The following is a 9,996-nucleotide window of genomic DNA, read 5'->3' on the forward strand; positions in this document are numbered from 1 at the left end:
GGCCCGGCGGGTGGCGCCGCCCGCGGGCCGCGGGCAGGCCGTGACGCGCGGCCGCCGGGACGGGACGAGCCCGGCGGGGGAGGCACATGACCGGGCACGAGATCGTCTTCACGTTGCTGGGCGTGGTCGCCGTCGGTTCGGCCGTGCTCGTGGTCACCACGCGGCAGCTGGTGCACGCGGCCCTGTGGCTGGTGGTGTCGCTGGGGGCGCTCGCCGGCGGCTACCTGGTGCTGACCGCCGAGTTCGTCGCGTGGGTGCAGGTGCTGATCTACGTGGGCGCGGTGGTCGTCCTGCTGCTGTTCGGCATCATGCTGACCCGTGCGCCGATCGGCCGGGCGGCCGACCTGGACTCCGGCAACCGCTGGGTGGCGCTCGGGGTCGCTCTGGCGACGGCGGGCGTGCTGGTGTCGGTGGTGGTCATCGGTTTCCGGGACGCGTACATGCCGATGCGGGCGGGCGGCGGTTCGGCCGACGCGCTCGGCGCCGCCGTGTTCCGCACGTGGGTGCTGCCGTTCGAGGTGCTGTCGGTGCTGCTGCTGGCCGCGCTGGTCGGCGCGATCGTGCTGTCCCGCTCCGACGTCGGCGGACCCGAGGAGAAGGAACCCACGAAGAAGCGGGGCGAGCGCTGATGCACGTCGCCTATCCCACGGTCGTCGCCGCGCTGCTGTTCTCGGTCGGTGTGTACGGGGTGCTGGCCCGGCGCAACGCGATCCTGGTGCTGATGTCGGTCGAGCTGATGCTCAACGCCGTCAACCTCAACCTGGTCGCGTTCGACGTGTGGTGGCGCGACCGGCTGCACGGCGGGCAGGTGCTGACCCTGTTCACCATCGTGATCGCCGCCGCCGAGGTGGGACTGGGGCTGGCGATCGTCCTGCTGGTGTACCGCAACCGCCGGATGATCGACGTGGACCGGCTGCGCACGCTCTCCGAGGACGGGGCGGCCAGGGCCGAGGTCGGCGACGGTGACGAGGGCGGCGAGCGCGCGGCGGCGGCCGTGCGGGGCGCCGGCGAGGGAGGCGCGACATGATCGCGTTGACCTCCGTCGTCATCCTGCTGCCGTTCGTCGCGGCCTTCGCCGGGATGCTGCTGGGCCCGCGCCTGTCCGAACTGCTGCGCGTACGCGGCCCGCGCCACCCCCGGGAGGCGGCCGAGGCCCCTACCGAGCCTTTCTCCGAAGCACCCGCCCAAGCACCTGCCGAGGCTGCCTCCGAAGTCCCGGCCGAAGCACCCGCCGAAGCATCTGTCGAAGCGCCTGTCGAAACATCTGTCGAAGCGCCCACCGAAGCCGCTGCGGAAGCGCCCGGCGAGGCACCTGCCGAAGCGCCCGGCGAAGCCGCGGCCGGGGCGTCCGCCGAAGTCCCGGGGGGCGGGCCGCGGGCCAGTGAGCGGGCCTGGTGGCGGGCGGCCCTGACGGCGGAGCGTTCGCCGCTGCGCAACGGGCCCGCGCTGATCGCCTGCCTGCCGGTCGCCGTCGCCACCGTGCTCGCGGCGATCGTGGCGTTCGCCGTCTGGCGCACGCCCGGCACGCGCACCGGCACCCTCACCCTCATCGAGACCGGCACCGTCCCGATCGAGATCGGCCTGCGGGTGGACGGGCTGTCGGCCGTGGTCGGGCTGATGGTGTGCTCCGTCGCGCTGGCGGTGCAGGTCTACTCGGTCGCGTACATGGCCAAGGACCCCCGCTACTCCTCCTACGCCGCGTTCATCTCCCTGTTCACCTCCGCCATGCTGCTGGTGGTGTACGCGGGCGACCTCCTGCTGCTCTACGTCGGCTGGGAGGTCATGGGGGTCTGCTCCTACTTCCTGATCGGCCACCACTGGGAGAACCGCGCCAACTCGCGCGCCGCCGTCAAGGCGTTCCTGGTCACCCGGCTCGGCGACGTCGGATTCCTGTTCGGCGTCTTCGTGCTGGGGATGGGCGCCCGCTCGTTCGACATCGGCGAGGTGCTGGCGCGCGCCGGGACGCTGCCGCACGCGACGGTCACGGCTGCCGCGCTGCTCCTGCTGGCCGGGGTGGCCGGCAAGAGCGCGCAGTTCCCGCTACACACCTGGCTGCCGGACGCGATGGCGGGCCCCACGCCGATCAGCGCGCTGATCCACGCGGCCACCATGGTCGCGGCGGGCGTGTACGTCGTGGCCCGCGTGTACGGGGTGTTCCTGGAGGCCCCGGCCGCGCTGACGCTGCTCGGCGTGGTCGCGGTGATCTCGATGCTGGGGTCGGCGCTGGCGGCGCTGGCGCAGGACGACATCAAACGCGTCCTGGCGTACTCGACGATCAGCCAGCTGGCGGTGATGGCGGCCGGACTGGCGGTCGGCGCGTGGAACGGCGCGATCTTCCACCTGCTCACCCACGGGGCGTTCAAGGCGCTGCTGTTCCTGGCGGCGGGCTGCGTGATCCTGACGGCCGGGTCCAACATGCTGCGCCACTACGGCGGGCTGCGCACCGGGATGCCGATCACGTTCTGGTCGATGACGATCGGGCTGGCGGCGCTCGCCGGCGTCCCGCCTGTCAGCGGCTGGTTCAGCAAGGACTCCGTCATCGAGGCCGCCCAGCACAGCGCCACCCACGGCGGCGAAGTCGCCACGACGTCCTCCGGCGGCGTGCACATCCCGGCGGGCGTCGCCTGGATGGTGTACGCGGGGCTGCTCCTGACGGTCGCGGTGACGGCGGCGTACGCCACGCGCCTGTGGCTCATGACGTTCTTCGGCGAGCCGCGCGGACGGTACGAGGTGCATGAGGCGCCCAGGCTGATGGCGTGGACGGTGGCGGCGCTGGCCGTGCCGTCGGCCGTCCTCGGGTTCTTCGGGCTGGGCGCGTCCGAGCTGCGGCCGCACCTCGGGCCGGCCCTGCTGGCGCTGCTGTGCGTGGTGGCGGGCGCGGGCGCGGCGTTCCTCGTCTGGAACCGCGACCCCGCCGCCGACCCCGCGCGGGCGCTCGGCCCCGTGCGCGGGGTGTTCGCCCGCGCGTTCTACGTCGACGAGCTGTACGCGGCGGTGGTCGTCCGTCCCGTGCGGGCCGTGGCGCGTCAGGTCGTCACGGTGGACGGACGCGGCATCGACGCGGCGGTCGTCGGCGTCGCCCGCGGCGCGCGCCGTCTCGCCGAACCGCTGCGGCTGCCGCAGAACGGCAACCCGCAGGCCTATCTCACCGGCCTGATCGCCGGGATCGTCCTCATCGCGGCCGGGGCGGTGATCTTCCTATGATCTTCGTGCTGTTGCTCGCGATCCCGCTGGCGGGGGCGCTGGCGCTGCTGCTTCCGGCCGGGCGTTTCCTGCCGGGCGACGGCGCCGTCCGCCGCTACGGGGTCGGCGTCTCGGGCGCGACGCTGCTGGTGGCGCTGTCGGCGGCGGCCGCGTTCGACTACGGCGACCCCTCGCGCGTCCAGCTGGAGGTCGCCCGCGACTGGGCGCCGGCGATCGGGCTGCGCTTCCACCTCGGCGTCGACGGCATCTCGCTGCCGTTGGTGCTGCTGACCGCGCTGCTGTCGTTCCTGTGCTTCGTGCACGCGATGCGGCACCCGCCGCACGGGGCGTCCTCCGACCGCCTGCTCGTCGGGCTGCTGCTGGTGCTGGAGGTCGGGCTGCTCGGCACGTTCGTCGCGCTCGACCTGGTGCTGTTCTTCGTGTTCTTCGAGGTCGTGCTGGTCCCGATGTACGCGGTGATCGCGCTGTGGGGCGGTCCAGGCCGCCGCGCCGCCGCGTACAAGTTCATCCTCTACACGCTGCTCGGCTCCGGCCTGCTGCTGGCGGGCATGCTGCTGGTCGCGGTGAACGCCGGGACGCTCGACATGACCGAGCTGGCCCGCCGGCACGGCGACGGCGTCACGCACGGCGTGCAGATCACCGCGTTCCTGCTGATGGCGCTGGGCTTCGGCGTCAAGGCGCCGATGTGGCCGCTGCACACCTGGCTGCCCGACGCGCACACCGAGGCGCCCACGGTCGGGTCGGTGCTGCTCGCCGGGGTGCTGCTGAAGATGGGCACGTACGGCCTGGTCCGGGTCGCGCTGCCGCTGGCCCCGGACGGCGCCGCGTTCTGGGCGCCCTGGCTCGGGCTGCTCGCCGTCATCGGGATCGTCTACGGTGCCCTGGCCTGCCTGGCGCAACGCGAGCTGAAACGGATGATCGCGTTCTCGTCCGTCGGGCACATGGGCTTCGTGCTGCTGGGCATCGCCACCCTCACCCCGGTCGGGGTGAACGCGGCGCTGTTCGGCAACATCGCCCACGGACTGATCACCGGACTGCTGTTCTTCCTGGCCGGGGCCGTCAAGGTCCGGTACGGCACCGGCGACCTGGACCGGCTCGGCGGCGGCATGCTCACCGAGGCCCCGCGCCTGGCGTCCGTCCTGACGTTCGCCTCGATCGCCAGCCTCGGCCTGCCCGGCCTCGCCGGATTCTGGGGCGAGATGCTGGCCCTGCTCGGCGCGTACCGGCCGCACGCCGACCTGCCGCGCGAGACGTTCGTCACGTTCATGGTCGTCGGCGGGCTCGGCGCGGTGCTCACCGCCGCCTACTTCCTGCGCATGCTCGCCAAGATCACGCACGGCACGGTGCCGGGGGACCGCCGCGCCGCCGCCCTGGCCGCGGACACGGGACCCGGTGCACCCGAGCCGGACGCGACGGCGACGCGGACCCGAATCGCGCCGATCACCCGCTACGAGTACGCCGCCTGGACCCCGCTGATCGTCCTCACCCTGCTGGTCGGCCTGTGGCCCAAGACGCTGCTGGACGTGACCACCGCCCCGGTCCGCGCGCTGTTCGGAGGCGGCTGATGACGGGCGGACGGACCACGGCGGAAGGGACGGCCCGATGATCATCCAGAGCATCGACTACGCGGCCGTCGCGCCCGCGCTGATCGTCGCGGTGGCGGCCGTCGCGCTGCTGCTCGGCGACGCGTTCGACGTGCCGCGCCGCGTGCTCGGCTGGGCGTCGTGCGGTGCGCTGGCCGCGGCGCTGGTCGCGGTGATCGCGCTGGCGGCCGGGGGCGGCCGCCGCGCCACGTTCTGCGTGCCGGGCGGCCTGCGCGGCGACGGCCCGCCGTCCTGCTCCTACGTCGCCGACCACTTCACGCTGCTGTTCCAGGGCGTGGTGCTGGCCGCCGGGGTGGTCGTCGTCCTGCTGTCCCTGGACGAGATCACCCGGGCGAAGATGCCCGCCGGGGAGTACCACTTCCTGCTGCTGGCCGCGACCGTCGGCGCGCTCACCCTCGTCGCCGCCCGCGACCTGGTGCTGCTCGTCGTCGCGCTGGAGACGCTGTCGCTGCCCGTGTTCGCGCTCGTCGGCCTGCGCCGCTACGACGGCGCCGCCACCGAGGCCGCGCTCAAGCTGTTCCTGGTCTCGGTGATCTCCGCGGCCGTCATGCTGTTCGGCGTCAGCCTGCTGTACGGCGCCACCGGCGCCATGCACCTGGACCGGCTCGCGCCCGCCCTGGCCCGCCTGCCCGCCGACCTGGAACCGGTCGCGGCCGCCGGGGTCGTGCTGGTGCTGGCCGGGTTCGCGTTCAAGGTCGCGGCCGTGCCGTTCCACTTCTGGGCGCCGGACGTCTACCAGGGCGCCCCGCTGCCGGTCGCCGCGTTCCTGTCGGTGGTGTCCAAGGCCGCCGGCTTCGCCGGCCTCGCGATCGTCCTGGCGCTCGGGCTGCCCGCGTACGGGCACGTCTGGGGCCCGCTGGCCGCTCTGCTCGCCGCCGTCACCATGACGCTCGGCAACCTGATGGCGCTGCGGCAGCGCACCGCCATCCGCCTGCTGGCCTGGTCGTCGGTCGCCCAGTCCGGCTACATGCTGGCGCCGCTGGCCGTCGGCGACCACCGGCTGCCCGAGGCGGTCGCCGCCACCACCGCCTACGTCGCGCTGTACGCGGTGATGAACATGGGCGCGTTCGCCGTGGTCGTCGCCGTCCAGCGCCGCGGTCCGCACTCGCGCTGGGACACCCTGGACGACTTCCGCGGCCTGGCCCGCAGCAGCCCGGCCGTCGCCGCCGCGCTGGCGTTCTTCCTCATCTGCCTGGCCGGGCTGCCGCCGGGCGTCATGGGGCTGTTCGCCAAGGTCGTGGTGTTCCGCGCGGCCCTTGCCGGGGGCGTGACGTGGCTGGCGGTCGTCATGGCCGTCAACACCGTCATCGGGCTGTACTACTACCTGGTGTGGGCCGTGCGTCTGTTCACCGCCCCGCCCGCCGGTGCCCGGCCGCCCGTGCCGGACACCGGGGTCCCCGTCCGCGCCGCCATCGCCGCCGCGGCCGCCGGCGCCGTGGTCCTGTCGGCGGCGCCGCAACTGGTGTTGCAGACGGTTTCGAGCGTCACCTGACCGACGGCCGTCCAGGGGCTTCGCGGCGGGCCTGGGCGGCTCGCCGGGAGGCCCCTGGACGCGGCCCGTACACGGGAACGTTTCGCCAGGTCACACCGTTGTCACAGACAGCGGTAAAGCAACGGGGAGGCGGCGAAAGTGCACTTCAACGGCGTCAAGACGGCCGCTCTGATCGCGGCCCTGTCGGCGTTGATGCTTCTCGTCGGCTGGGGACTGGGACGCGGCGCCGGGCTGGCCATCGCCCTGCTGATCGCGCTGGTCACCAACGGCGTGGCGTACTTCTTCAGCGACCGGATCGCGCTGCGTTCCATGCGCGCCCATCCGGTCGGTGAGGTCGAGGCGCCCGTCCTGTACCGGGTGGTCCGGGAACTGGCCACCTCCGCGCGTCAGCCCATGCCCCGGCTGTACGTCTCGGAGACCATGCAGCCCAACGCGTTCGCCACCGGCCGCAACCCGCGCAACGCGGCGGTCTGCTGCACGCGCGGCCTGCTGCGCATGCTGGACGAGCGGGAACTGCGCGCCGTGCTCGGCCACGAGCTGTCGCACGTCTACAACCGCGACATCCTCATCTCCTCCGTCGCCGCGGCCATCGCCACCGTCATCACCTACCTGTCGTACCTGGCGATGTTCCTGCCGATCGGCCGGTCGGAGGACGACGACGGCCCCGGCCTCCTGGGCGCCCTGATGCTGCTGATCCTCGGCCCGGTCGCCGCCGCCGTCGTGCAGATGGCGATCAGCCGAACCCGCGAGTACCAGGCCGACGCGTCCGGCGCCCAGCTCACCGGCGATCCTTTGGCGCTGGCCAGCGCGTTGCGGAAGATCGAGGCGGGCACCCGGGCCATGCCGCTGCCGCAGGACCCCGAGCTGGCCACCACCAGCTCCCTCATGATCGCCAACCCGTTCCGCGGCGCGGGCATCGGGCGCCTGTTCTCCACCCACCCGCCCACCGCCGAGCGCATCGCCCGCCTGGAGCGCATGGCCGGCCTCCGCTGAGACGTTCCCGCCTTCACCGGGGGCGCATGCGCCGCGTCTAGGGGAGGGTGAGGACGACCGGTCCGTCGGCCGTGATGGCGACGGTGTGCTCGAAGTGCGCGGCGCGGCTGCCGTCCGCCGTGACGACCGACCAACCGTCCGGCAGCACCTCGGCCGCGTCGCCGCCGCCCTCGTGGAACATCGGCTCGATCGCGATCGTCAGGCCCTCCCGGAGCCGCAGCCCGCGTCCCGGCCGTCCGACGTTGGGCACGTCCGGATCCTCGTGCATCCGCGTGCCGATGCCGTGGCCGCCGCAGCCGCGCAGCACCCCGTACCCGGCCTCCCGGGCCGTGCGCATGATGGCGTACGAGACGTCGCCCATGCGTGCGCCCGGCCGGGCCTGTTCGATCGCGCGCTCCAGCGCCGTGTGCGTGACGTCCATCAATTGCTGGGCCCGCTCGTCGGCCGTCCCGACCGCGAACGTGATCGCGGCGTCCCCGTGGTAACCGCCGACCTCGGCGCCGCAGTCCACCGAGACGACGTCGCCCTCCTGGAGCACCCGCCCGTCCGGGATGCCGTGCACGACGCCCTCGTTCACCGACACGCAGATCGTCGCCGGGTAGGGCGTCGGCGACCAGCTCGGGTGGTAGTGCAGGAACGAGGGCCGCGCCCCCGCCTCCTTGATGCACCGCGCGGCGACCGCGTCCAGCTCCGCCAGCGGAATCCCGGGCTCGGCCGCCTCCCGCACCGCGCGCAGCGCGCGGGCCACCACCCGGCCCGCCTCACGCATGATCTCCCACTCCCGGGGACTGCGATACGTCACCATGGGCGGAGATAGTAATACCAGTATTAGAATCTTCACCATGGTGCGCACGCCACTGACCTCGGAGCAGCGTGACCGCGGCCGGGCCCTCGGCAGGATCCTGCGGGCCGCCCGGGGCCCGCGCAGCGCCGCCGCCGTCGCCGCCGAGGCCGGAATCTCCCTGGACACCCTCCGCAAGATCGAACGCGGGGCCATCGCGGCGCCCGCGTTCTTCACCGTCGCGGCCCTGGCCCGCGTCCTCGACCTGGACCTGGCCGCCCTGGCCCGCGACCTGGAGCCGTCCGACGAATCCCGCCTCGCGGGCTGAACCCCGGCCGCGTTCCGGCCATCTACCTCTACGGGCGCCGGCACCTTCAGCGGGGGAAGGTGCCGGCGGCCCTCTCACCGGTAGTTGACGAACTGCAGCGCGACGTCGAGGTCCTTGCTCTTGAGCAGGGAGATGACGGCCTGCAGGTCGTCCTTCTTCTTCGAGCTGACCCGCAGTTCCTCACCCTGGACCTGGGCCTTGACGCCCTTGGGCCCCTCCTCCCGGATGATCTTGCCGATCTTCTTGGCGTCCTCCTGGGAGATGCCCTCCTTCAGCCCCACGCCGAGCTTGTACAGCTTCCCGGACGCCTTGGGCTCCCCGGCGTCGATCGCCTTCAGCGACACGCCCCGCTTGACCAGCTTGTCCTTCAGCACTTCCAGCACCGCCTTGGCCCGCTCCTCGGAGTTGGCCTGGATCTCGATGCTCTCCCCGGCCCACCGGATGCCCGCGTCCACGTTCCGGAAGTCGAACCGGTTGGCGACCTCCTTGGCCGCCTGGTTGAGCGCGTTGTCGACCTCCTGCCGGTCGAGCTTCGACACGATGTCGAAAGAAGAATCTGCCACGACACTCAGCCCCTCTGACGTGCGGAAACAATCTGCTTTAGGCCCCCGTGGACGCCCGGACCGAAGCGATCGCCCCTCCGGTGCGCCCCCACCTCGCGGATCAGCGTAGCGACCGCGCCCCACCATCGCCGCGCACGACGACGCGTCCGACACTCCACCGGCCCCCCTCGAACTCCTCCGCCGCCGGTGACCGGTTCGTCTTCCCGCAAGGGCACAGACGCGTCCCGCGCCACCAGACCAACCGCCGATCTGATCACCACGCCGCACCCCCGTCGCCCCAAGGCCCCCTGAGGTTGACAAACCCCTCCGCATCCGGCCATCGCCCTTCATTACCGACACGTCGCTGATAGACCAGATGTCCCAGCAAGCACAGGGGAGGACAACGGGGTGAAGAGGATCCTGACAACGGGGGCCGTGGCACTCGCCGCGACGGTCGCGACCGGACTGCTCGCGGCGCCGGCCGAGGCCGCCAGCGCGGTGCAGATCTACCGCGTCTACTACGACTCGCCCGGCAAGGACACCGGGTCGAACAACTCGCTGAACGCCGAGTGGGTGCAGCTGTACAACACCAGCAAGACGGCCCGCCAGCTCAAGGGCTACAAGCTGCGGGACAAGACGGGCTACACCTACACCTTCGGCAGCTTCAAGCTCGGCGGCCGCAAGTCCGTGTACGTCCACACCGGCAAGGGCACCAACACCTCCGCCCACCGGTACTGGGGCCGCGGCTGGTACGTGTGGAACAACACCGGCGACACCGCGTACCTGCGCTACCCGAACGGAACCCTCGCCGACAAGTGCTCCTGGGGCAGCAAGGGCGCCTACAAGACCTGCTAGCCCCGCCCCCACCAGAGCGCCCGCCAGCCCCCAAACCCCGGCGGGCGCTTCCCCATCTCCGCTCACCCTCCCCCGAACACAAAGACCCCTCAAACCCAACCACCACGTGGCGCGTCCCCCCACCCCCACCAACCCGGTGCGGACGCCACCGCCTCGCACCGGCAGCGCCACGTCCGCCACCGACAGCACCGCCACCA

General features: G+C 72.6%; 9 protein-coding genes and 1 pseudogene. 8 read left to right on the forward strand and 2 right to left on the reverse strand.

Annotation, left to right across the window (positions count from 1 at the left end; genetic code table 11):
- Positions 1-86 precede the first annotated feature (86 nt).
- The 6 genes and pseudogenes from ABD811_RS18330 (at position 87) to htpX (ending at position 7,293) form a co-directional block, all read left to right on the forward strand.
- Complete coding sequence (locus tag ABD811_RS18330; protein ID WP_344948779.1) at positions 87-629, forward strand: NADH-quinone oxidoreductase subunit J family protein; 543 nt, start codon at positions 87-89, stop codon at positions 627-629.
- Positions 629-931: pseudogene (nuoK, locus tag ABD811_RS18335) on the forward strand (NADH-quinone oxidoreductase subunit NuoK); the annotation flags it as partial. The gene ABD811_RS18330 and the pseudogene nuoK, both read left to right, overlap by 1 nt.
- A 92-nt stretch (positions 932-1,023) precedes the next feature.
- Positions 1,024-3,204 (forward strand): NADH-quinone oxidoreductase subunit 5 family protein, encoded by a 2,181-nt coding sequence (locus ABD811_RS18340; protein ID WP_344948785.1) that lies wholly within the window; start codon positions 1,024-1,026, stop codon positions 3,202-3,204.
- Complete coding sequence (locus ABD811_RS18345; RefSeq protein WP_344948788.1) at positions 3,201-4,769, forward strand: complex I subunit 4 family protein; 1,569 nt, start codon at positions 3,201-3,203, stop codon at positions 4,767-4,769. Before ABD811_RS18340 ends, ABD811_RS18345 begins: the two co-directional genes overlap by 4 nt.
- 37 nt (positions 4,770-4,806) lie before the next feature.
- Positions 4,807-6,300 carry an NADH-quinone oxidoreductase subunit N gene (locus tag ABD811_RS18350; protein ID WP_344948791.1) on the forward strand — a complete coding sequence of 498 codons (1,494 nt, stop codon included), beginning with the start codon at positions 4,807-4,809 and terminating at the stop codon, positions 6,298-6,300.
- Positions 6,301-6,438: 138 nt separating this feature from the next.
- Positions 6,439-7,293, forward strand: a complete 855-nt coding sequence (gene htpX, locus ABD811_RS18355) for a zinc metalloprotease HtpX (RefSeq protein WP_344948793.1) — start codon at positions 6,439-6,441, stop codon at positions 7,291-7,293.
- A gap of 37 nt (positions 7,294-7,330) precedes the next feature.
- Here htpX and map read toward each other — a convergent pair whose 3' ends face one another.
- Entirely contained in the window at positions 7,331-8,098 is a 768-nt protein-coding gene (gene map, locus ABD811_RS18360; RefSeq protein ID WP_344948796.1) for a type I methionyl aminopeptidase, read from the reverse strand.
- Between the two features lie 37 nt (positions 8,099-8,135).
- On the opposite strand from map, the gene ABD811_RS18365 reads away from it, so the two are divergent.
- Entirely contained in the window at positions 8,136-8,402 is a 267-nt protein-coding gene (locus ABD811_RS18365; protein ID WP_344948799.1) for a helix-turn-helix domain-containing protein, read from the forward strand.
- Between the two features lie 74 nt (positions 8,403-8,476).
- On the opposite strand, the gene ABD811_RS18370 is transcribed toward ABD811_RS18365, so the two are convergent.
- Positions 8,477-8,965: a YajQ family cyclic di-GMP-binding protein gene (locus ABD811_RS18370; protein WP_344948801.1), complete on the reverse strand. Its 489-nt coding sequence runs from the start codon at positions 8,963-8,965 to the stop codon at positions 8,477-8,479.
- A gap of 387 nt (positions 8,966-9,352) precedes the next feature.
- Here ABD811_RS18370 and ABD811_RS18375 point away from each other — a divergent pair, with 387 nt between their 5' ends.
- Positions 9,353-9,799: a lamin tail domain-containing protein gene (locus ABD811_RS18375; RefSeq protein WP_344948802.1), complete on the forward strand. Its 447-nt coding sequence runs from the start codon at positions 9,353-9,355 to the stop codon at positions 9,797-9,799.
- The last annotated feature ends 197 nt before the right edge of the window (positions 9,800-9,996 follow it).

This window comes from Actinomadura miaoliensis (assembly GCF_039536785.1).
Classification (GTDB): domain Bacteria; phylum Actinomycetota; class Actinomycetes; order Streptosporangiales; family Streptosporangiaceae; genus Spirillospora; species Spirillospora miaoliensis.

Bases quoted from the DNA above. Each gene is read 5' to 3' on its own strand.
- ABD811_RS18330 (WP_344948779.1), top strand. From the start codon at position 87: ATGACCGGGCACGAGATCGTCTTCACGTTGCTGGGCGTGGTCGCCGTC.
- ABD811_RS18340 (WP_344948785.1), top strand. From the start codon at position 1,024: ATGATCGCGTTGACCTCCGTCGTCATCCTGCTGCCGTTCGTCGCGGCC.
- ABD811_RS18345 (WP_344948788.1), top strand. From the start codon at position 3,201: ATGATCTTCGTGCTGTTGCTCGCGATCCCGCTGGCGGGGGCGCTGGCG.
- ABD811_RS18350 (WP_344948791.1), top strand. From the start codon at position 4,807: ATGATCATCCAGAGCATCGACTACGCGGCCGTCGCGCCCGCGCTGATC.
- map (WP_344948796.1), bottom strand. From the start codon at position 8,098: ATGGTGACGTATCGCAGTCCCCGGGAGTGGGAGATCATGCGTGAGGCG.
- ABD811_RS18365 (WP_344948799.1), top strand. From the start codon at position 8,136: ATGGTGCGCACGCCACTGACCTCGGAGCAGCGTGACCGCGGCCGGGCC.